The sequence below is a fragment of the Citrobacter europaeus genome (assembly GCA_020099315.1).
Taxonomy (GTDB): Bacteria; Pseudomonadota; Gammaproteobacteria; order Enterobacterales; family Enterobacteriaceae; genus Citrobacter; species Citrobacter europaeus.
In genome coordinates this window covers 517554-538052 of sequence record CP083650.1, presented here as the reverse complement: position 1 = coordinate 538052, position 20499 = coordinate 517554, and the positions used below count along the sequence as shown (strand labels likewise).

The following is a 20499-nucleotide window of genomic DNA, read 5'->3' as shown; positions in this document are numbered from 1 at the left end:
ATTCCCCCAGGCCGGATAAGCGAAAGCGCCATCCGGCATCACAGGTTTAGAACGTTTCCCAGTTATCCCCGGCATCCGTTACCGCAGCTTTACGCGGCTGGGCCGTTGAAACCGGTTTTGCGGCGGCAACGTCACGCGCGCGCTGTTGGTCATGCTGAATACGGAACACGGCAACGGCCTGAGTCAGACGGCTGGCCTGCTCTTCCAGCGCCGCAGCGGCGGCGGCGGATTCTTCCACCAACGAGGCGTTCTGCTGCGTCACGCGATCCATCTCAGCGACAGCCAGACCGACCTGGTCGATACCGCGGCTCTGTTCATCAGAAGCAGAGGCGATTTCACCCATGATATCGGTCACGCGGGTTACCGCATTGACGATCTCATCCATGGTTTCACCGGCGCTTTCAACCAGCGTTGAACCCACATCCACACGGCTGACCGAGTCTTCAATCAGGCTCTTAATCTCGCGCGCGGCCTGCGCACTACGCTGGGCCAGGTTACGAACTTCACCCGCAACCACCGCAAATCCACGGCCCTGCTCGCCCGCCCGTGCGGCTTCTACCGCGGCGTTGAGTGCCAGAATATTAGTCTGGAAGGCAATGCCGTCGATAACGCTGATAATGTCGGCGATTTTCTGCGAACTGGAAGTGATGTCGCGCATGGTTTGCACAACATTATCCACCACTTTGCCGCCTTTCTGCGCGGTTTCAGAAGCGCTCAGCGCCAGATGGCTGGCCTGACGCGCGTTTTCGGCGTTCTGCTTCACGGTCGCCGTCAGTTGTTCCATGCTGGCCGCAGTTTCTTCCAGAGATGCGGCCTGCTGTTCGGTACGCGAAGAGAGATCGTTATTCCCCATCGCAATCTCGCTGGCCCCGCTGTAAATCGCGTTGGCGCCGTTACGTACGTCACCCACGGTATTCATCAGCTCACCCTGCATGTGACGCAGGCTTTCCGCCAACTGTCCAATCTCGTTGGAACCTTCCACCTCAATACGTTTCACCAAATCGCCGCTGGCGATATGACGAATGCTGTCGATCAGACGGTTCATTGGGGAGATAAGGGTCAGTTTGATACCAAACCACACCGCAATAATCGCCGCCAGTACGGTAATCAGCACGCAGATCAGCACCCACATCGCCTGGCTGTAAGAACTGTTGTTATCTTCCACCGCGATGTCATACAGGCGATCGTTCTGCTGCATGTAACTCATATACTGCTTCTCAAAGCCATCCTGATAGCTCTGCGTCGGTTGATCAAAGAACGCGTTGATCTTCCCGTCACCCAATAACTGGATCAGCTCCGCCAGCGCGCCGTGGTAGATGTCATAGGTGCGATTGATCTCCTGGAACGCGGCTTCGCTTTGGCGCGGATCGCGCGGGAGCGACTCGTAAATCGCCCAGTTTTTTTCCGTCAGCTTCAGCGCCGTGCTGGCTACCTGCATCAGTTCGGCAACGGTCGCGCCGCTGCCGATATTGCTCTGATCCATCATGTAGCGAATGCCCGCCCGGTTCAGGGTATTACGCGTTTGCAGCAGCTCAACCCAGGTGGCGTTCAGCGCAGACTGTTGCTGGCGAATGGTTTGCAGAACGGTAAAGTTCTCTTTGTCATTCTTAAGTGAGTTAAAAAACAAGCCGCCCGAGGCGAGCTGTAAAAGGCCAAACAGCGCCAATACCAGCAGTAAGCTGGTAACAATCTTCATTCGTTTTAACATGTTTTCTCTTTCCGCTAGACAGATGTCAGAATTTTCGGCCTGGAAAGGGAAAACTTTATGAAATTCGTGCTAGTTGAATCGATCTCAGCATCGACGATTCGTCGATGCCCACCGCCAGCCAAAGATCTAAATAGGTTTATTAGTGATCTCAATCACATAAATTTCCCCGCTCATCCCCACTACTTACCGCTCACTGACATTTGGGACCGCTTAAGCTGACATACAACCGTTCACTTATTTACCTTACTTTACGCGCGTAATTCTCTGGCAAGATCCCCCCAACATAGCAGTCAAATAACCTCCTCAAACACAAGATCAAACCCACGCGGCTTCGGCCAATTATTAATAGGTACCCTAGATAATTCGAGTTGTAAGAAGGCGGCAAATGAGGGAATCCTCAGGAGCTTACAAAAGTAAGTGACTGGGGTGAGCGAATGAAGCCAACGCACATACAACTTGAAGTATGACGGGTAAAAAACCAGGTTTTACTATGGATACGAAAAAGATATTCAAGCACATACCCTGGGTGATTCTCGGAATCATCGGTGCATTCTGCCTCTCGGTAGTGGCATTACGTCGGGGTGAACACATCAGCGCCCTGTGGATCGTGGTCGCCTCAGTTTCTGTTTATCTGGTGGCCTATCGTTACTACAGCCTTTATATCGCCCAAAAGGTGATGAAACTTGACCCGACGCGTGCCACGCCGGCGGTCATCAACAATGACGGCCTGAACTACGTTCCAACCAACCGTAACGTATTGTTTGGTCACCACTTTGCCGCTATCGCAGGTGCGGGTCCGCTGGTTGGGCCGGTACTGGCCGCGCAGATGGGCTACCTGCCCGGTACGCTGTGGCTGCTGGCAGGCGTCGTGCTGGCCGGTGCGGTACAGGACTTCATGGTGCTGTTTATCTCCTCCCGCCGTAACGGCGCATCTCTGGGTGAGATGATCAAAGAAGAGATGGGCCCGATCCCAGGAACCATTGCGCTGTTTGGCTGCTTCTTAATCATGATCATCATCCTCGCGGTACTGGCGCTGATCGTGGTAAAAGCGCTGGCGGAAAGCCCGTGGGGTGTGTTCACCGTCTGCTCAACCGTACCTATCGCACTGTTCATGGGGATCTACATGCGATTCCTGCGTCCGGGGCGTGTGGGTGAAGTGTCGGTGATTGGTATTGTGCTGTTGGTAGCCTCAATCTACTTCGGCGGCGTGATTGCGCACGACCCGTACTGGGGCCCGGCGCTGACCTTTAAAGACACCACCATTACCTTTACCCTGATCGGTTACGCGTTTATCTCTGCGCTGCTACCGGTATGGCTGATCCTCGCCCCGCGCGACTATCTGGCGACCTTCCTGAAAATCGGCGTTATCGTCGGTCTGGCGGTGGGGATTGTTATCCTCAACCCGGAACTGAAAATGCCGGCGATGACGCAGTACGTTGATGGTACTGGCCCGCTGTGGAAAGGCGCTCTGTTCCCGTTCCTGTTTATTACCATCGCCTGTGGTGCGGTATCTGGCTTCCACGCGCTGATTGCTTCCGGTACCACGCCGAAGCTGCTGGCCTGTGAAACCGATGCGCGCTTTATCGGTTATGGTGCGATGCTGATGGAATCCTTTGTGGCGATTATGGCGCTGGTTGCTGCGTCTATCATCGAACCGGGTCTGTACTTCGCGATGAACACCCCGCCTGCGGGCCTTGGCATCACCATGCCGAACCTGCATGAAATGAGCGGCGAAAACGCACCGCTGATTATGGCGCAGCTGAAAGATGTCACCGCACATGCGGCAGCGACCGTCAGCTCCTGGGGCTTCGTGATTTCGCCTGAGCAGATCCTGCAGACCGCGAAAGACATCGGTGAACCGTCCGTTCTGAACCGCGCAGGTGGCGCACCGACGCTGGCCGTGGGTATCGCTCACGTGTTCCACAAAGTGCTGCCGATGGCTGATATGGGCTTCTGGTATCACTTCGGTATTCTGTTTGAAGCACTGTTCATCCTGACCGCACTGGATGCCGGTACCCGTTCTGGCCGCTTTATGCTGCAGGATTTACTGGGTAACTTCGTGCCGTTCCTGAAGAAAACCGACTCTCTGGTTGCGGGCATTATCGGTACTGCGGGCTGCGTCGGCCTGTGGGGTTATCTGCTGTATCAAGGCGTTGTTGACCCGCTGGGCGGCGTTAAGAGCCTGTGGCCGCTGTTCGGCATCTCTAACCAGATGCTGGCTGCCGTGGCGCTGGTTCTCGGCACCGTGGTGCTGGTTAAAATGCAGCGCACCAAATACATCTGGGTTACCGTGGTTCCGGCAGTATGGCTGCTTATCTGCACCACCTGGGCGCTGGGTCTGAAACTGTTCAGCACCAACCCGCAGATGGAAGGCTTCTTCTTCATGGCGAGTCAGTACAAAGAGAAGATTGCTAACGGCGGCGAACTGACCGCACAGCAGATTGCCAACATGAACCACATCGTCATCAACAACTACACCAACGCAGGTCTGAGTATTCTGTTCCTGGTGGTGGTGTACAGCATCATTTTCTACGGGTTCCGTACCTGGCAGAAAGCCCGCGCCATCAACGGTCGCTCTGATAAAGAGACACCGTATGTACCGGTGCCGGAAGGCGGCGTGAAGACCTCTTCACACCACTAACCTGAAGCCGGGTGGCGAGCGCTTACCCGGCCAGGATCACTTAGTGCCGCAGTTAACGTAGGCCGGATCAGGCGCAAGCCGCCATCCGGCTTTATTCATTAACAGGACGATAGAATGTTTGGTACTTTAGGTCAGGCAAAAAAGTATCTCGGTCAGGCGGCGAAGATGCTGATTGGTATTCCGGACTACGACAACTACGTCGAGCACATGAAGACCAACCATCCCGATAAGCCGTACATGACCTACGAAGAATTCTTCCGCGAGCGCCAGGAAGCCCGCTACGGTAGCGGCGGAAGCAGTTGCTGTTAGAAGGAGAAGTGAATGACCCCGATTGCAGTTACCCTACTCACCGGTTTTCTTGGCGCGGGTAAAACCACCCTGCTGCGCCATATTCTCAACGAGCAGCACGGTTACAAGATTGCCGTTATCGAAAACGAATTCGGCGAAGTCTCGGTGGACGATCAGCTGATTGGCGATCGCGCCACGCAGATCAAAACCCTGACCAACGGCTGCATTTGCTGTACCCGTTCCAGTGAGCTGGAAGACGCACTGTTAGATCTGCTCGACAACCTCGACAAAGGCACCATCAATTTCGACCGTCTGGTGATCGAGTGCACCGGCATGGCCGACCCCGGCCCGATTATTCAGACCTTTTTCTCCCATGAAGTGATTTGCGAACGCTACCTGCTGGACGGCGTAATTGCGCTGGTTGACGCGGTACATGCTGATGAACAGATGAACCAGTTCACCATCGCCCAGTCGCAGGTCGGCTATGCTGACCGCATCCTGCTGACCAAAACCGACGTCGCAGGTGTTAGCGAGAAACTGCGTGAGCGCCTGGCGCGCATCAACGCCCGTGCGCCGATTTACACCGTGACGCATGGTGACATCGACCTCTCCCTGCTGTTCGACACCAACGGTTTTATGCTGGAAGAGAACGTGGTCAGCGCCAAACCGCGCTTCCACTTTATTGCCGACAAGCAAAACGATATCTCCTCGATCGTCGTCGAGCTGGATTACCCGGTCAACATCAGCGACGTGTCGCGAGTGATGGAAAACCTGCTGCTGGAATCCGCCGAGAAGCTACTGCGCTACAAAGGCATGCTGTGGATTGAAGGCGAGCCGAACCGACTGCTGTTCCAGGGCGTCCAGCGCCTGTACAGCGCCGACTGGGACCGCCCGTGGGGCGACGAAACGCCGCACAGCCTGCTGGTGTTTATCGGTATTAATCTGCCGGAAGACGAGATCAGAGCCGCGTTTGCGGGATTGAAGAAGTAATCCCCTGCTGAATTGCCCGGTGGCGCTACGCTTACCGGGCCTGGAAATGGCACTTTCCCGTAGGCCGGATCAGGCGCAGCCGCCATCCGGCATGGGTTTAGCGCTGATACGCAGCCACAAAAGTCACTTGATTTCTGGGCCAGAAGAAACACGGATGCCCACAACGTGCTCCATCACCATTACCCGCAATCAGGTTCCAGTGTTACCACTACTCAAAGTAATCCATATCTAGCTTTGGCAACTTGAGTAAACGTGAGGATACGCCAATATCATTATCAATCATCAGATGTACCAGCCTGTCTCCATCCACCAGCACCAGACCTTCAACTTTTTTAGCATAGTCTCTGGCATGCGCCGTAAAGCCAGAGGTGGTAATAAAGACACCACGTTTCACTTTTTGCTCAGGCAATGCACCATAAAAGCCCCTGACTTCAGCGCTCCCAACAGCACCTTTCCAGCGTTTGGCCTGAACGTAGACTTTTTCCAGCCCGAGCTTATCGAGAGAGATAATACCGTCAATGCCGCCATCGCCGGTTCCCCCTACGCGCTGCAAATCACCGCGATGACCGCCATATCCCAGACGGTGCAGCACATCTAACACAATCACTTCAAAACGCGCGGGCGAAACCTGAAGCAGATTCTCCAGCAGTTCTTCGGCAACAGATTCACGAATCTCATTGAGCGCTTGCTCCAGGCGATCGTCCGGGCTGCTTCGGGCAAGCTCACCCTCCTCAATCGATTCTGGCTGTGGATCTAACGCCACCGCATCCGCCTGCTTACTGAGCTTCACACCGTTATAATCAAAAGCAAAATGACTCACTTCTTGCTCGGTCATCGACTGCGGATGCGAGGCAACCCAGCTCATTCCCGCGGGTGTTAAACACCATTTCCCCCGGGATAGACTCTGCGATAACCCGGCACGTTTGAGGCGATCGTGCGCCCAGCCGGTGCGGTTCTGGTACGTCAATTGCCCACTGGTAATCGTCTCAGCACGCTGCTGCTCATCTAGCCCAAGCATTTTGGCTGCGGCTTCACGCACCTCTCTGACCAAAGCGCCCTCGGGTCGAGTTGCCAGGAAACGCAACACTGGTTCAATAAATTTGTCATATGTTGGAACAGCCATAAATCCATCCCTGTATTGATACAAATCAGATAACCTTCTCAGGAACTATATTCCTCAATAACACATTAAGAAAGAATCGGTTACTCTCTTATCGTTCATTGATTGAACGGAACATGAAGGCTACCATGAAGCCTGATAGCTCCCATTACGATTTGGGGTAATAGATTCATCCCCCGCTCAGGATCTGGATAGAAAACAATGGAAAAATCTAACTTCGTTTTTCTGAAAGGCGTTAACGACTTCATTTATGCCATTGCCTGCGCGGCGGAAAATAACTACCCCGACGACCCCAACACCACCCTCATTAAAATGCGCATGTTTGGCGAAGCCACCGCCAAACATCTCGGCCAGTGGCTGGAAGCCGCCGGTTTTACCACCGGCTGCAAATTCGATGTCAGAGTGATGCCCGGCTGCATTCTGCTGACGACAAAGCTGCCGGAGCCGGAAGAACCGGCGTTATTACAGTCGCTGCGTCGGGTGTGCAAGCTGTCCGCGCGTAAGCAACAGCAGGTGCAGGAGTTTATCAACGTGATTTCAGCGAAGTCGCGCAAGCAGGGATAACTTCTAAGATGCCAGACGGCGCTTAGGAGTATAAGCGCCGTGTATTGATTGCATTACGGCTCAGGGTGACATCATTTTATTCAGAGTCATTTACTCAAGACCCTATGCGATAATCCCAATCATCAGAGTGGACTATATTCCCATCATGATAGTGCCAGGTAATCTTCTTGTAGCGGAACTGAGCAAGTTCAAGATGGGTCTGTTTTTCGTAATAAGGATCTTTAACATCGTGCATCAGTGAAAAAATCGTAACGACTTTCACATCTTCCAGGGTTATCGTGAAATAGACCTCTTCCTGACCAGCATCATTTATTCGATAGAGATCAATAGCCGCTTTCCTTAATGTTTCTCCGGTACTTAATGCTTTATACAAAAGCACACTAGAAGCATCAATTTCCTTTTCAATTAAAAATGGACGATGTTGACGTTTACTCAATACCCTTCCATTATGCAAGTCAGAGTTGTAACTCACATTATGATACAAACCTAAAACCTCGATCTGATTTTCACGGTCTTTTACCATCACACTACCTTTGATAACATTACCAGCATCATCGATTAGTGACATATATCCAGGGATAGCCATTTATAAATCCTTATTAAAGGGAACAGAATTTTCGACAGTATTTATCATGACCGCAATACACCGTTTCCCTTCTGCCGTTTTGATCTTATACATTTCCCTGATGGAGTTAACAAATAGCTTATTCATTTCGTCTTCTGACTCAGGGAAAGAGGAAAATGCACATATCTGCTCAATAGTCAGCAATGATCTCTTATCGTTGAGAATAGCCAGAACACCGGCTGGATTATGTGGAATGGCTTCAGATACCGCCCCCTGCAAATCTTCCGCAGTACTGGCATCAACTCCGGGTTCCAAAGCACTTGCCACCGTTAACCAGCCATTATTACCTTTGCTAATTTCAGGAATAATATGGTTCCACCATTCTGATTCATTGTCATTATAAAGTGTGTGTACAACAGCATTTGCTCCTTTTTCATTTATCATCTGCAGAAGCTGAGGTGCAGTATGCTCTGCAGCGCAGGAGGCACCCGAAAGCATAAATAGAAAGAAGATAATAATAAATTTCATTATCTTACCACCAAAATTGTATCACCCGAATCGTAAATGGTTTGGCGCTTATCTTGTCCATTCATAATGATACACCCTGCAGATGCCGTTCCCGGTGGCTGCCCTTTTTTATCGCCATGAATTTCGAAATGATCTCTGCCAAAAGTATTGGTCCCTACAATAGGTTCAAGGATGATAGCGGAGGGGCTTTTGTGATTATTCCATCCTGCAATAAAATAAATACCTCGAGGAATGGGACCCTTGTTACGTATGTGTTCACAGTTCGGTTTATCCTTTGATTCACCGGCACCACTGTAGCAATAAGCAATTAACTCACCGTTATGGCTCAGTATACCTGTCGATACTTTATATTCCCATGTCATTTGATTTTACACCCTTTAAAATATAATAATCACACTTATCATATTTAATCGTAAAATTAAGTTTGTTCATAAGGTCACAATTATTAAAATTCAGAATATTTATAATTTATATTTTTTCATTCCTCGAACAAATAAACCATATTCTGAATAATTAGATAAAGGTGAAGCAGCAGGCAATCCGAAAAACGCCCGGTGGCGTTACCGCTTACCGGGCCTGGAAATTCTGCTTTCCGTAGGCCGGATCAGGCGCAGCCGCCATCCGGCACTTCCCCCCCAACTCACTCGATAATCACAAACCGCGTCGCGGCAAAGCAGTTCAACACCCGATGCACCAGAAATACCATGGTCAGCGTTGCCACCAGTGCGACGGTGACGGAGGTGATGCGGTACAGATCGCTGAACACCAGGTCCTGATCCGGGTGCAGGTTCTGGCCAAACATAATGCCGATGGTGGTGATACTGGCAAACCCCACGCCCGCGCCGACTTTTTCCATTACGTGCAGGCGGGCGCTGAATGCCAGCCCAAGGCCAATCAGCGGCATCATCAGCACCATATGATTGCTGAAATCATAGATAAGCAACTGCACCAGCAGAATATACAGACAGGCCAGCACCACGCCGACCACACGCCAGATCGAGCTGATCACCGCCCCTCGATAGTGCATCGGAAACAGGATCAAAATGCCTGCCATCAGCGCCGACAGCGAATCACTCAAATCGCAGATCTGGAAGACCACAAAAATCATCGTCGCCACCGTGCCGGAAAGCAGCGATTCATGGCGCACCCGGGCGGCATCTTTCTCAATGCGCGGCGGCGGCTGGCGGGGTTCCACGTCCGGAATCAGATAATGCAGCAGCGCGCTCAGCGCCACCGCCATGACGCAGGCTTCCATATTGGAGAACATCAGCGTATGCCAGTTGGTGGTGGGATAGCTCATAAAGTTGAGCATCGTACTCTGGCATACCACGCCCATCGAACCGAGCAGAAACAGCGGGCCTTTGCTCATAAAACGAAAGCGCATCACGTACAGGCCGAATACCACCAGCGTCATGATCAGCGGCCACTGCGACAGATAACCGACAATCAGCACCATTTCAACGCAGTTTACCGCTGCGCTGAACACGAACTGTGTTGCCACATGGCGGTTGAATACCGGCACCAGCGACAGCAGCATCAGCGGATAAACCACAAAAAATACGCCGTACTGCACGTTGTAGAATGTCGAGATACTCAGTGCGATTGTCCCGGCCACGGAGATACGCAGGGTCTGGCGAAAATCATTGGCGGTATAGACAATATTCCCGTGCGGCGTAAAGACGTGGGCCAGCGTGTTAATAGACATAATGCAGCCAACTGACGAGGTGGATCTGCGCCCCGGCAAAGGTGCGGGCGAACATCCCCTCGCTGTTATACAGCTGTACCGTGGCGCGCGCCCCGGTCGGTAACGGCGTGTCGAGCGGTTCGTTCAGCGCGACGTGAATGCGCATACGCTGGGCATCGCGCACCCAGCGGGTAGACTGTTCCGGTTGCGACAACTGGCCATTAACCTGCTCCTGGCCCGCCAGAATACCGGCATCGCTGCTGGTAACGCGGGCAGAGAAAACCTTGCCCGGCATGGCGTCGAACACCACGGCGGCATCGGTATTTACCCGAGTGTGGCGCAGGCTTTTCTCGCGAAAGTCGGCCACGATATCGGTCTGGTGGCTGACCAGCGCCAGTAGCGGCGTGGCGGCGGTGGCGTAAAGTCCGGGGCTAAGCTGGAGATTGCTCACCGTACCGTCTGTCTGGGCATACACTTTGCTCCAGCCGAGGTTCAACTGCGCCTCTTCCAGCGCGTTACGGTATTTTTGCAGCGTCACGTTACGCTTGTCATCGCGCTCGCCGCGCTGGATCAGCAGGTTCTGAATACTGGCATTGAGCGCCGCCACCGACTGCTCGCTGGTCTGCCAGGCGGTACGCACCTTGTCGAGATCGGATTGCGACACGTTCTGCATGGCACCCAGGCGCTGATAGCGATCAAGGGTGGTCTTATCGTTATGGGCGTTGAATTGCGCGGTGCGCAGGTTGGCGCGCGCGGAAGCTATCTGCGCATCCAGCTGTTGGTTGCTCAGCTTCGCCTGCTCAAGGGCGATTTGCGCAGCCTCGACCTTATTGATAAACGGCGTCGGATCCAGTTCGTACAGCAAATCGCCCTTCTTCACCTGGCTATTATTGTGTACATGCACCTGCGAGACGTAGCCGGAAACGCGTGAGGAAACAGGCGTTACCACGCGCATCACCGTGGAGTCCGGCGTCAGCGGGATCCAGATATCGGCAACGATAAACCAGGCGAATATTACCAGGAAAGCGGCAATACTCACCCTTACCCAACGGGCAAATTTTTGTTCTGGGGTCATCATAGTTTTTTAGTGTTGATTGTCTTCTTCGCGGATTGTCCGCAAATTGCAGGCGAGTTGATTTAAGGTTGCGCTGAAGGAGGCAAGCTCCGCTTCAGGAATGGTGCAGGTGACGCGATGTTGGTATGTCTCAATCACCCGGTTAAGTTCTTCAAGCCTTAAGCGGCCTTGCGCGGTCAGCGTTAGCAGGCGGATGCGTTTGTCATAAGGCGATGTGGAACGCAGCAGATACCCCTGCTTTTCCAGCTGTGAGAGGGTGCGCATCAGCGGAGGCAATTCAATGCCCTGCATTTGTGCCAGTTCGCTGACCGAGACGTTGTCTCCCAGTTGATACAGCTGCATCAGTACCGTCCAGCTGGACTGCGTCAGGCCAGTATCGGTGATGGCAGCATCAATAATGGCCCGCCACTGGCGCACCACCATTGCCATGCGCATACCCATTGGTCGGCGGGCAAACAGTTCATCTTCAGTCATCTTACTTTCCCCTCATCGCTGAAAAGAAAATAATACTTATCAGGGTAAGTATCAAGAAACAGACTATCCAGAAGCATGAATTGATAAATACGGTGAATATAAAAAGGCCGGGAGATAACCCCCAGCCTCTGTCGATAAAAGAAAATCACTCCACCTGATCGCGTCGTAGCCCGACGTCCCGCAGCCGCTCATCACTCATCTGTTGCAATACGCGCCGCGTTTGCGCCCGTAGCCGCCATGCCTTGTATGCCCGCCAGATCAGTACAAACCCAATAAACGGCTGTTTTGCTTTATTCTCGTGAAATTCCATACCTTGCCTCCCCGCCTTGTCAGAGGCTTTATCTTCACGGATTTAGCCCAAAACAATACAGACTCACAAAGTACTTTTATTTAACATACAGATTGGTTAAAAAGAGTTCTGCATCGCTTTTTTCACGCCATTCTGTACTGGTTTTTTAATCTGTATGGTACCCATGAGGGATACAGCATGACGCGTTACCAACATCTGGCCAATTTGCTGGCCGAACGCATTGAGCAGGGGCTGTATCGCCATGGCGAAAAACTGCCCTCGGTTCGCAGCCTGAGCCAGGAGCACGGGGTGAGCATCAGCACCGTCCAGCAGGCGTATCAGACGCTGGAACAGCGCCAGCTGATCACACCGCAGCCGCGTTCCGGTTATTTTGTCGCGCCACAAAAAGCGCAGCCGCCCGTGCCGCCGATGTCGCGCCCGGTGCAGCGTCCGGTCGAAATAACGCAATGGGATCAGGTGCTGGATATGCTAAAGGGCAACGCGGACAAATCGATAATCCCGTTTAGCAGCGGCGTGCCCGACATTGATCAACCCAGCCTGAAGCCGCTGTGGCGTGAACTCAGCCGCGTGGCGCAGCACAACCTGCGCGCGATACTTGGCTACGATGAAATCTCCGGATGCCGTGAACTACGTCAGCAGATTGCGCGACTGATGCTGGATGGCGGTTCGGTGGTCAATGCAGATGATATTGTGATCACCAGCGGCAGTCAGAGCGGAATGTCGCTGGCGCTGCTGACGGTCTGCCAGCCCGGAGACATTGTCGCCGTTGAATCGCCTGCCTATTACGGCACGATGCAGCTGCTGCGTGGCCTTGGGATCAAGGTGATTGAGATCCCAACCGATCCGGATACCGGGATCAGCATTGAAGCGCTGGAGCTGGCGCTGGATCAGTGGCCGATCAAAGGTGTGCTGCTGGTTCCCAACTGCAACAACCCTCTCGGATTCATTATGCCGGATGCGCGTAAGCGGGCAGTGCTCGCCCTCGCCCAGCGTCACGACATCGTGATTTTTGAAGACGATGTGTATGGCGAGCTGGCAACGGAGTACCCACGCCCGCGCACGATCCACTCCTGGGACAGCGACGGTCGGGTAATACTCTGCAGTTCGTTTACCAAATCCGTCGCCCCCGGACTGCGCGTGGGTTGGGTGGTGCCCGGTCGCTATTACAACAAGCTGCTGCACATGAAGTACGCCGTCATTGGCACTAACGTTCCCGCTACGCAACTGGCAGCGGCTTCCTTTGTGCGCGAAGGTCATTATCATCGGCATATCCGGCGTATGCGCCAGATTTATCAGCGCAATATGGAAATCTATACCTGCTGGGTACGGGAATACTTCCCCTGCGGGATCTGCGTCACCCGCCCGAAAGGCGGCTTTATGCTGTGGGTCGAACTGCCGCTCCAGGTCGATATGGTCTGCGTCGCAAAGCAGCTTTGTCGCCTGAAAATCCAGGTCGCGCCGGGTTCGCTGTTCTCCGCATCCGGAAAGTATCGCAACTGCGTGCGCATCAATTGTGCATTGCCGCCAAACGAGAAGCATCGGGAAGTGATGCAAAAGCTCGGCGAGGCGGTAAAAACGGCGATAGAGTAAACCGAAGCGCCCGGTGCTTCCGGGCAGGCGATTAGGCGGTTTAAGTCATATCTAATGGCTTAAGCCCTGAATATCTTCAGCGGATAGCCGGGTAATTTTTTGTACCGTGCTGATATCAATGCCATCTGCCAGCATGGTGCGGGCAATACGCAGCGCCTCATCATGTCGCCCCTTTATCAGCCCTTCTTGTTTGCCTTCCTGTTTACCTTCCTGCTTGCCTTCAAGCCATCCTTTTTGAAATCCGGCCTCATGCAATCTGTCCGCAATCGTCATCAAATGCTCCTTATGTTGCGGTGAACGTTCGGCAACCCCACGAATAAACTCACTGAATCGAGGTGCATCGCCAGTTCGTAAAATATAATTAAACAGCGTCTTTATCTGGCTGTCATTAGTCAGTCCAGTAAGTAGCAGGGAAACAATTTGCTCCACCAGCCCCATAAGATCGCGCTGACGGATGTGTTTTTGGATTAACTCCAGCAGCGCCATACGTCGATGCTGCACAATTTCGTCATCCGGTATGACCGTAATATCCACCAGCGGAAACGCCGCAGCATACAGCTGACGAGCCAGCTTCGGGTTGGCAAATTCATCCAGCCAGCACAGCGAATAAGGGTACGGGCTTTTAGCGCCGTGATAGAACAGCATCGGCACCACCAGCGGCAACTGCTTGTGCCCGGCGTCTAAATGTTTCTGCATAGCCGCTATCGCATAGCGCATCAGTCTGAATGCCATATGCGCATCCGGTGTGCTTTGGTGTTCAATCACTACATAAATATATCCATCCCCATCCGTGGTTTTCACCGACCACAGCACATCGGAATAGTACGCGCGTAAATTCTCTTCAATGAAACTATCTGACTCGATTTTCAGCGTCTGAAGATCGCAAAGTTCGCGTAGCGAAGCGGGAAGATGTATTTGCAGAAAATCCCGGGCGGTCTCAGGGTGACGTAAAAACGTTTTAAAGACCGCATCGTGCGGAGTGGAAGTGGGAGCTTTGTTCATGGCGATCCATCACCTGGAAATAAGATGCCGTGACTGTAGCGCCGTAAAACTGTCCCCTCATCTGCAACTTTATCTCTTTGCGAGGCGATTTCCGGGATAAATACGTCCTTATGTAACGTCTGCATTTGTCTGGAACACATCACGCAGAATCGCTATCTCAATGCACATTCCCACTTTTTCACCACTCTGCCTGTGCTATAACAAATCATCACTTTCATGGAGGACTCGATGTGACGCATACCCGGGATATTCCACAATCGTTCTGGCGTGATGAGCAGTTGCCGTGGCTGGAGCTGCGCAGCACCTGGCAAAGCCAGCAGGCCTATAAGCGTCATCACCACTCTCAGCTCTCGATTGGGGCAATTCTCGAGGGGGAAACGTGCTGTCTGTGCGATGGCGAAGAATACCATCTGCAGGTGGGCGATCTGATTGTGATCCCGCCGCTGGTGCCTCACAGCTGTAATCCCGTCAACGGGCAGTTTCGCAGCTACCACATGCTTTACCTTGATGCCCGGTGGTGTCTGGCTAATCTGGCTGTGCAGAACAACAATCAACTGCTTTGCACGCGTGCTCCCGTTATCCGCGATGCGCAAATATTCCAGCGTTATATGCACCTTGTGGCACTCGTGCCGCAACGGCAAACGACGCTAATAACAGATGCTGCACGAAAATTGCTGCACTCGCTGCCATTGCAGTCGGTAACACCAGAAAACCTAAGCGCCACCAGCCAGTATCTGCGCGAGCGCTTGCAGTCCAGCCTGCTCGCTCCGCCCTCACTCGATGAGCTGGCACATGAGTGTCACATACGTAAAGAGACGCTGATCCGTACTTTTAAGCAGGACACCGGGCTGACGCCGGGAAGTTATCTGAACATTCTGCGGATTGACTATGCCCGCCAGCGTCTGCGGGCTGGAGACGAGATTGCCGATGTCGGCTACCAGAGCGGGTTTGCCGACCAGAGCCATTTCCATCGCACTTTTGTTCGCTACACCGCAGCCACACCGCGCCAGTACGCGTTGGGACGATCAATATCAGACAATAATTAGCGCTGCGCCAGACGTACGGTGATCTCAGATTCATTCTCTGAGGTCGCTATGTCGTTGCTTACTGAACTTTTTCCTTCTGCTTTCCCCGCGCTGGCGCTGGCGCATTTTGTCGCATTGCTCAGCCCCGGACCGGACTTCTTTTTACTGGTCGGTTATGCCGTACGTTACCGGATGCGCGGCAGCGCCGGGCTGTGCGTGGGGATCGCTTTCGGCAACGGGCTGTATATCCTGCTGGCGATTATCGGTTGGGGGATCCTGCGCCAGCTTCCCCTGTTGTTTACGGTTATTGAACTGCTGGGTGCGCTCTATTTGTTGTGGATTGGCAGCCTGCTGATACGCAGCCGCCCGCAAACGCTGACCGGAGCGGACGCCCGGTCTACCTGTCCGGGATTTGGCAAACAGCTGCTGCTGGGATTGGGTTCATCATTGCTCAATCCCAAAAATGCACTGTTTTATCTGGCGCTGATGACCGCCCTGCTCGGCCCGTCGGTGACGCTGCTGCAACAAACCATGAGCGGGATCTGGATGACCAGCGTGGTCCTGTTTTGGGATCTGCTGATCGTGATGTTCATCGGTTTGCCGCAGATCCAGCGATGGTTAACCAGAGGGATATTGTGGGTAGAGCGTATCGCTGGGGGGGTATTGATTATCTTCGGTTGTGCCATCGCGCTGCGGTTTTTGCAGAGCATCGTAGTCTGATTTGCGCGGCGATTTTCTGCAAATAAACCGGATAAACTCGTTTAATTAATATCCAATCCGCATTACACTGCGGATGGTTATTACCCGTTCAACTTACTCTTCCTGAGGTGCGATGTGCTGATTGTTACCTGTAATCGTTACGTTTTCTGACCCCGCGTCAGTGAACGTATCTTCTGTTTGCGCTTCGCGCAGGCAGCGTTTTTGATTACATGAAATTCAGTACATTTGCAGTCTGCTTTATTCTGTCATCGGTCTGACGTCTCAAAGACGGTATTGAATTTCGCTATTCCCGTTGAGGGTTTTCTCCCGACAAGGAGCTGTTTTATGCAACGGATTCTCGCGTTTTTCTCCCAACGCGCCACAACGCTATTTTTTCCTGTCGCGTTGATTTTATATGACTTCGCCGCCTATCTGTCCACGGACCTGATCCAGCCCGGCATCATCAATGTGGTGCGTGATTTCAACGCCGACGTCAGCCTGGCGCCCGCTGCAGTGAGCCTTTATCTGGCGGGCGGCATGGCGCTGCAATGGCTGCTGGGGCCGCTTTCCGACCGGATTGGCCGTCGACCGGTGCTGATTGCGGGGGCTTTAATCTTTACGCTCGCCTGCACTGCCACACTGTTCACCACCTCAATGACGCAATTTCTGGTCGCCCGATTTGTGCAGGGCACCAGCATCTGCTTTATCGCGACTGTTGGCTACGTCACGGTACAGGAGGCGTTTGGGCAAACAAAGGCCATTAAGTTGATGGCGATAATCACTTCCATAGTGCTGGTGGCGCCGGTTATTGGCCCGCTCTCCGGGGCTGCGCTGATGCACTTTGTACACTGGAAGATCCTGTTTGCCATTATTGCCGCCATGGGGCTTATCGCCTTGATTGGATTAGCGTTAGCCATGCCGGAAACCGTCCAGCGCGGCGCAGTGCCGTTCAGTGCACGCGGCGTACTGCGTGATTTCCGTGACGTTTTCCGTAATCGGGTGTTCCTGTCTGGCGCAGCCACGCTGTCGTTAAGCTATATCCCGATGATGAGCTGGGTGGCGGTCTCGCCGGTTATTCTGATCGACGCAGGCTGTATGAGCACAACGGAGTTTGCCTGGGCCCAGGCGCCGGTATTTGGCGCGGTGATCGTCGCCAATATGGTGGTTGTTCGTTTTGTGAAGGATCCGACCCGGCCGCACTTTATCTGGCGAGCGGTCCCCATTCAACTGAGCGGGCTGGCGGTGCTGATTGCCGGCAATTTACTGTGGCCGCACGTCTGGCTGTGGTCGGTGCTGGGAACCAGCCTGTATGCCTTTGGCATTGGAATGATTTTCCCCACGTTGTTCCGCTTTACGCTGTTTTCCAACAACTTACCGAAGGGTACGGTTTCGGCGTCGTTGAATATGGTGATCCTGACAGTCATGGCGGTTTCTGTCGAAATCGGACGCTGGCTGTGGTTTAACGGCGGCAGGATTTCATTTCATCTGCTGGCGGTTGTGGCGGGGATTGCTGTCGTGTTCACGCTGGCAGGTTTGCTCAAACGGGTACGCCAGCATGAGGTAACCACGTTAGCCACTGAAAACTAACCTGCCCGCTTATCCGGCCTGCAGAGTTGTAGTAGGCCGGATAAGGCGCTTGCGCCGCATCCGGCTACGATCACGTCACCTTACGCAATGCGGGCAAATCCCGCGTCCAGATCGGCAATCAGGTCGTCGATATCCTCGAGGCCAATATGCACCCTGACCAGCGTACCGCTGAAATCCACCTCTCCTGCCGGTCGAATGCTGTTTAGCTCTTCCGGCTGATTAGCCAGAATGAGCGACTCAAATCCGCCCCACGAATAGGCCATATGGAACAGCGAGAAGTTATCGAGGAAATTCGCCATCTGTTCGTCGGTCAGTCTCTTTTTCAGCACAAACGAGAACAGGCCTGAGCTTCCGGTAAAGTCGCGCTGAAAATACTCATGGCCCGGACATTCCGGTAATGCCGGATGATTCACCCGCGCCACTTCCGGCCTTGCCGACAGCCAGCGGGCAATATGGATGCTGCTCTCCTGATGCTGCTTAAGACGTACCGCCAGGGTGCGCAATCCGCGGCTGCCGTTGTAGGCCGTATCGGCGTCCAGCGTTTGCCCCATCAAATAGGAGTTTTCGCGCAGGCGATCCCAACACCGGGCGTTCGACACCGCCGTGCCCAGCATGCCGTCCGAATGACCGATGGTGTACTTCGTTCCCGCCTGAATGGAAATATCCACGCCATAATCCAGTGCTTTAAACAGCACGCCTGCCGCCCAGGTGTTATCGATCATAATGACAATCTCTGGATTCACCGCGCGGATAGCCTTCACCATTCCCGGCACATCCTGAACTTCCATAGTGACCGAACTCGGCGACTCGAGGAATACAACCTTCGTTTCCGGACGCAGAAGATCGACAATCCCAGCGCCAATCAGCGGATCGTAATACGTGGTTTCCACGTTGAATTTACTCAGAATCTTATTGCAAAAATCCTGAGTTGGCTCGTAGGCCGCGCCCGTCATCAGAATATGATCGCCACCCTGAACAAACGCCAGAATCGCGTTGGTCACCGCCGCAGCGCCGCACGGGTACAGCGCGCAGCCAACGCCGCCTTCCAGCTCGCTCATTGCCTTCTGAAAGGCAAAGTGGGTGTAGGTTCCGCGACGACCGTAAAACAGCTCGCCGTTCGCGCGATTGGCGGTGGCAAATTTCTTGTCCTTCACGGTATCAAATACCAGTGAAGAGGCGCGTTGGATAACCGGATTCACCGCTCCCTGGGTGTAGCGTTTGTCACGACCAGCAACAACCAGGTGCGTCTCAAGCTTCATTGCGTCTTTCATAACATCTCCTGTTCTTAATCCGTGTGAAACCTATACCACCGCAGCAGTAGAGTTTATTTCAGTGTTGGTCTGCTTTTTTCCAGCGAACCGTTCGACAATCTGCGCCGCATTCAAATCATGGATAACGTTGATCAGTGTGGCCGGCGCATCGGTAATCGTGCCCAGCACCACCAGCATCGGGATCGCTTCCATCGGCAGGCCGAGCGTGGTGACGATAAAGATTTCACCGAGGAATGCCCCGCCCGGTACGCCGCCGACAATAATGGCGGAGAGCACCGCGATCAGCATCGTCAGGAAGAAGGTCTCGGTGGTGAACTCCATGCCCAGCACGGAATAGATAAAGACAATTTTTAGCGCGGCAATCATCGCCACGCCGCCTTTGTTGAGATTAACCAGCAGCGGAATGGAGACATCAACGATTTCCGGGTTAATCCCCATCGCCTTACCGGCACGCAGCGTTACCGGCAGCGTCCCCAGCGAAGAGCAGGTCCCCAGCGCAGTGGCAGACGGCTCAATCGCATTACGCCAGAAGGCTCTGACCGCCGGAATACCGCCGCCAATATACGAATAAAGAATTGAGCCAAAAACAAAATAGACCAGCGTGGCGACCATAAACAGGCCGATAGCACGGGCAAAGGTTAACAGCAGCGCCGAGTCCTGACTGGCCATGGTGGCGGCGAAGTAGCAGCCCAGACCAATTGGCGCAACCTTCATGATGATCGACACGATCTTCATGATCACGGTATTGGCATCTTCCAGCAGCGACGCAATGCGTTTACCGGCCTGATCCGACTGGCCAATCGCCACACCGGCGATGATTGCCATCACGATCAGCGCCAGAATATTGGACTTAGAAAACAGTCCAATAAAGTCGCTGGTGGTGATCATACTGACAAAATCCATCTTGCCGCTGCCCGCCTGCACCGACTGCGAGAGATCGATAGTGACGCCCTGCGCCGGGTTATACCATAGCGCCAGCGCGACGATCCCGGCGGCCGGAATAAAGGCCATGGCGATCGAAACAATAAAGATTATCGCCATAATGCGCCCTAACCTTTTCAGGTCGGTCATACTGGCGATCGAAGACATGACGCTGATCCCCACCAGCGGCACAATAATCATAAATAACAGGTTTAAGAATATCTGACCTATTGGCTGGAGTTTACTTGCAAACGATGGGGCATAAATACCTAATAAGCCGCCAATCACCAGAGCAACTAATAAAATAATCGACGATCTGTAGGGTTCGAGTCGTGACCACATAATCGGTACCTTTAGAATAATAATTAATGAGATTAAATTCACAATGTGATGAGTTTCCGTTTCGCCTCCTTTTATTTTGTGACGTAACTCACCTAAGTTGTTATTTTTTCATTTT

General features: G+C 53.2%; 20 protein-coding genes. 8 read left to right on the top strand and 12 right to left on the bottom strand.

Going from position 1 to position 20499, the window contains the following annotated elements; genetic code table 11:
* Nucleotides 1-46: 46 nt before the first annotated feature.
* Nucleotides 47-1708, bottom strand: a complete 1662-nt coding sequence (gene tsr / locus LA337_02560) for a methyl-accepting chemotaxis protein (GenBank protein ID UBI16597.1) — start codon at nt 1706-1708, stop codon at nt 47-49.
* Nucleotides 1709-2198: 490 nt separating this feature from the next.
* On the opposite strand from tsr, the gene btsT reads away from it, so the two are divergent.
* The 3 genes from btsT (at nt 2199) to yjiA (ending at nt 5627) form a co-directional block, all read left to right on the top strand.
* Nucleotides 2199-4349: a pyruvate/proton symporter BtsT gene (btsT, locus tag LA337_02555; protein ID UBI16596.1), complete on the top strand. Its 2151-nt coding sequence runs from the start codon at nt 2199-2201 to the stop codon at nt 4347-4349.
* A gap of 114 nt (nt 4350-4463) precedes the next feature.
* A complete protein-coding gene (locus LA337_02550) occupies nt 4464-4658 on the top strand; it encodes a YbdD/YjiX family protein (protein UBI16595.1) in 195 nt (64 codons plus the stop codon).
* A gap of 12 nt (nt 4659-4670) precedes the next feature.
* Nucleotides 4671-5627, top strand: a complete 957-nt coding sequence (gene yjiA / locus LA337_02545) for a GTPase (protein UBI16594.1) — start codon at nt 4671-4673, stop codon at nt 5625-5627.
* 208 nt (nt 5628-5835) lie between these two features.
* Here the strand turns inward: yjiA and LA337_02540 are convergent, their stop codons facing one another.
* Entirely contained in the window at nt 5836-6750 is a 915-nt protein-coding gene (locus LA337_02540; GenBank protein ID UBI16593.1) for a restriction endonuclease, read from the bottom strand.
* Nucleotides 6751-6948: 198 nt separating this feature from the next.
* On the opposite strand from LA337_02540, the gene LA337_02535 reads away from it, so the two are divergent.
* Nucleotides 6949-7311, top strand: a complete 363-nt coding sequence (locus LA337_02535) for a SymE family type I addiction module toxin (protein UBI16592.1) — start codon at nt 6949-6951, stop codon at nt 7309-7311.
* A gap of 94 nt (nt 7312-7405) precedes the next feature.
* Here the strand turns inward: LA337_02535 and hcp are convergent, their stop codons facing one another.
* The 7 genes from hcp to LA337_02500 form a co-directional block, all read right to left on the bottom strand.
* Nucleotides 7406-7897 (bottom strand): type VI secretion system tube protein Hcp, encoded by a 492-nt coding sequence (gene hcp / locus LA337_02530; GenBank protein ID UBI16591.1) that lies wholly within the window; start codon nt 7895-7897, stop codon nt 7406-7408.
* A complete protein-coding gene (locus tag LA337_02525; GenBank protein UBI16590.1) occupies nt 7898-8404 on the bottom strand; it encodes a hypothetical protein in 507 nt (168 codons plus the stop codon).
* Nucleotides 8404-8766 carry a DUF2778 domain-containing protein gene (locus tag LA337_02520; GenBank protein UBI16589.1) on the bottom strand — a complete coding sequence of 121 codons (363 nt, stop codon included), beginning with the start codon at nt 8764-8766 and terminating at the stop codon, nt 8404-8406. Before LA337_02520 ends, LA337_02525 begins: the two co-directional genes overlap by 1 nt.
* Nucleotides 8767-9044: 278 nt before the next feature.
* Nucleotides 9045-10109 carry a DUF2955 domain-containing protein gene (locus tag LA337_02515; GenBank protein ID UBI16588.1) on the bottom strand — a complete coding sequence of 355 codons (1065 nt, stop codon included), beginning with the start codon at nt 10107-10109 and terminating at the stop codon, nt 9045-9047.
* Nucleotides 10099-11166 (bottom strand): HlyD family secretion protein, encoded by a 1068-nt coding sequence (locus LA337_02510; GenBank protein UBI16587.1) that lies wholly within the window; start codon nt 11164-11166, stop codon nt 10099-10101. The genes LA337_02515 and LA337_02510 overlap by 11 nt, the downstream gene beginning before the upstream one ends.
* Before the next feature lie 6 nt (nt 11167-11172).
* Nucleotides 11173-11637: a MarR family transcriptional regulator gene (locus LA337_02505; GenBank protein UBI16586.1), complete on the bottom strand. Its 465-nt coding sequence runs from the start codon at nt 11635-11637 to the stop codon at nt 11173-11175.
* Between the two features lie 145 nt (nt 11638-11782).
* Nucleotides 11783-11947, bottom strand: coding sequence for a DUF1127 domain-containing protein (locus LA337_02500; protein ID UBI16585.1), 165 nt, complete (start codon nt 11945-11947; stop codon nt 11783-11785).
* A gap of 177 nt (nt 11948-12124) precedes the next feature.
* On the opposite strand from LA337_02500, the gene LA337_02495 reads away from it, so the two are divergent.
* Nucleotides 12125-13537: a PLP-dependent aminotransferase family protein gene (locus tag LA337_02495; GenBank protein UBI16584.1), complete on the top strand. Its 1413-nt coding sequence runs from the start codon at nt 12125-12127 to the stop codon at nt 13535-13537.
* Between the two features lie 51 nt (nt 13538-13588).
* On the opposite strand, the gene LA337_02490 is transcribed toward LA337_02495, so the two are convergent.
* Nucleotides 13589-14539 carry an Rpn family recombination-promoting nuclease/putative transposase gene (locus LA337_02490; GenBank protein UBI16583.1) on the bottom strand — a complete coding sequence of 317 codons (951 nt, stop codon included), beginning with the start codon at nt 14537-14539 and terminating at the stop codon, nt 13589-13591.
* 230 nt (nt 14540-14769) lie between these two features.
* Here LA337_02490 and LA337_02485 point away from each other — a divergent pair, with 230 nt between their 5' ends.
* The 3 genes from LA337_02485 (at nt 14770) to mdtM (ending at nt 17850) form a co-directional block, all read left to right on the top strand.
* Nucleotides 14770-15585 (top strand): AraC family transcriptional regulator, encoded by an 816-nt coding sequence (locus LA337_02485; GenBank protein ID UBI16582.1) that lies wholly within the window; start codon nt 14770-14772, stop codon nt 15583-15585.
* Between the two features lie 48 nt (nt 15586-15633).
* Nucleotides 15634-16284, top strand: a complete 651-nt coding sequence (locus LA337_02480; protein ID UBI16581.1) for a LysE family translocator — start codon at nt 15634-15636, stop codon at nt 16282-16284.
* A gap of 324 nt (nt 16285-16608) precedes the next feature.
* A complete protein-coding gene (gene mdtM / locus LA337_02475; GenBank protein ID UBI16580.1) occupies nt 16609-17850 on the top strand; it encodes a multidrug efflux MFS transporter MdtM in 1242 nt (413 codons plus the stop codon).
* A gap of 80 nt (nt 17851-17930) precedes the next feature.
* Here the strand turns inward: mdtM and metC are convergent, their stop codons facing one another.
* Nucleotides 17931-19121, bottom strand: a complete 1191-nt coding sequence (gene metC / locus LA337_02470) for a cystathionine beta-lyase (protein ID UBI16579.1) — start codon at nt 19119-19121, stop codon at nt 17931-17933.
* A gap of 30 nt (nt 19122-19151) precedes the next feature.
* The gene (locus LA337_02465) at nt 19152-20384 is read right to left on the bottom strand and encodes a dicarboxylate/amino acid:cation symporter (protein ID UBI16578.1); all 1233 of its coding nucleotides are present in this window, start codon (nt 20382-20384) and stop codon (nt 19152-19154) included.
* Between the last annotated feature and the right edge of the window lie 115 nt (nt 20385-20499).

What these genes read in the sequence shown, in the direction of transcription:
- LA337_02535 (UBI16592.1), top strand. Translation starts at nt 6,949, where the DNA reads ATGGAAAAATCTAACTTCGTTTTTCTGAAAGGCGTTAACGACTTCATT.
- metC (UBI16579.1), bottom strand. Translation starts at nt 19,121, where the DNA reads ATGAAAGACGCAATGAAGCTTGAGACGCACCTGGTTGTTGCTGGTCGT.
- LA337_02500 (UBI16585.1), bottom strand. Translation starts at nt 11,947, where the DNA reads ATGGAATTTCACGAGAATAAAGCAAAACAGCCGTTTATTGGGTTTGTA.
- LA337_02505 (UBI16586.1), bottom strand. Translation starts at nt 11,637, where the DNA reads ATGACTGAAGATGAACTGTTTGCCCGCCGACCAATGGGTATGCGCATG.
- mdtM (UBI16580.1), top strand. Translation starts at nt 16,609, where the DNA reads ATGCAACGGATTCTCGCGTTTTTCTCCCAACGCGCCACAACGCTATTT.
- btsT (UBI16596.1), top strand. Translation starts at nt 2,199, where the DNA reads ATGGATACGAAAAAGATATTCAAGCACATACCCTGGGTGATTCTCGGA.
- LA337_02515 (UBI16588.1), bottom strand. Translation starts at nt 10,109, where the DNA reads ATGTCTATTAACACGCTGGCCCACGTCTTTACGCCGCACGGGAATATT.
- LA337_02525 (UBI16590.1), bottom strand. Translation starts at nt 8,404, where the DNA reads ATGAAATTTATTATTATCTTCTTTCTATTTATGCTTTCGGGTGCCTCC.
- LA337_02510 (UBI16587.1), bottom strand. Translation starts at nt 11,166, where the DNA reads ATGATGACCCCAGAACAAAAATTTGCCCGTTGGGTAAGGGTGAGTATT.
- LA337_02540 (UBI16593.1), bottom strand. Translation starts at nt 6,750, where the DNA reads ATGGCTGTTCCAACATATGACAAATTTATTGAACCAGTGTTGCGTTTC.
- tsr (UBI16597.1), bottom strand. Translation starts at nt 1,708, where the DNA reads ATGTTAAAACGAATGAAGATTGTTACCAGCTTACTGCTGGTATTGGCG.
- LA337_02465 (UBI16578.1), bottom strand. Translation starts at nt 20,384, where the DNA reads ATGTGGTCACGACTCGAACCCTACAGATCGTCGATTATTTTATTAGTT.
- LA337_02550 (UBI16595.1), top strand. Translation starts at nt 4,464, where the DNA reads ATGTTTGGTACTTTAGGTCAGGCAAAAAAGTATCTCGGTCAGGCGGCG.
- yjiA (UBI16594.1), top strand. Translation starts at nt 4,671, where the DNA reads ATGACCCCGATTGCAGTTACCCTACTCACCGGTTTTCTTGGCGCGGGT.
- LA337_02490 (UBI16583.1), bottom strand. Translation starts at nt 14,539, where the DNA reads ATGAACAAAGCTCCCACTTCCACTCCGCACGATGCGGTCTTTAAAACG.
- LA337_02520 (UBI16589.1), bottom strand. Translation starts at nt 8,766, where the DNA reads ATGACATGGGAATATAAAGTATCGACAGGTATACTGAGCCATAACGGT.
- LA337_02495 (UBI16584.1), top strand. Translation starts at nt 12,125, where the DNA reads ATGACGCGTTACCAACATCTGGCCAATTTGCTGGCCGAACGCATTGAG.
- LA337_02480 (UBI16581.1), top strand. Translation starts at nt 15,634, where the DNA reads ATGTCGTTGCTTACTGAACTTTTTCCTTCTGCTTTCCCCGCGCTGGCG.
- hcp (UBI16591.1), bottom strand. Translation starts at nt 7,897, where the DNA reads ATGGCTATCCCTGGATATATGTCACTAATCGATGATGCTGGTAATGTT.